Annotated in this window: 1 pseudogene; it reads left to right on the top strand. The window is 45.3% G+C overall.

Annotation, left to right across the window (positions count from 1 at the left end):
- A pseudogene (locus tag ACS8FD_RS23270) lies at positions 1-570 on the top strand (lytic transglycosylase domain-containing protein); the annotation flags it as partial.

Genomic DNA, 570 nt, shown 5'->3' with positions numbered 1-570 from the left:
CTATCTCGCAGATGGATGCTGAAACCCAAAAACTGAATCAGTGGCAATATTGGTTAGCACGTGCATACGAACAGTCAAATAACAGCAGCAAGCGCAATACGGCTAAGAAAATGTATCAATATTTGGCCAAAAGTAATGATTATTATGGTTTGATGGCTAAAGACAAAGTCGGACAGCGTTTCGATGCTAGGAGCTTAGGTGGTAGCAACCTGCCAAATGTAAGTACTGCTGATAAAGCTCGTGTTCTACAAGACCAACACTTTGCACGCGCTTTTGCTTTATATAATGCTGACGCTAGCCGTGCCTATGCCAACCGTGAATGGAACTGGGCTGTAAAGCAGGCACGCGATAATCGTGATGATGGCTTAATTATTGCAGCGGCTCGTCAAGCGCATGATATGGGCTGGCTTGATCGTGCTATTTATGCTGCCGACAATACTAATAGGATAAACAGTTTGGCATTATCGCATCCAATGCCGCATCAAGATGCGGTGGTACGTTATAGTCAGTCGGCCGGTATTGATCCAGCATGGGCTTATGGCATTATGCGTCAAGAAAGCCGCTTTGTGA

The sequence above is a fragment of the Psychrobacter sp. 1U2 genome (genome assembly GCF_051847575.1).
Note: the sequence above shows the minus strand (reverse complement) of the source record. Positions and strands in the feature narration are given on the sequence as shown.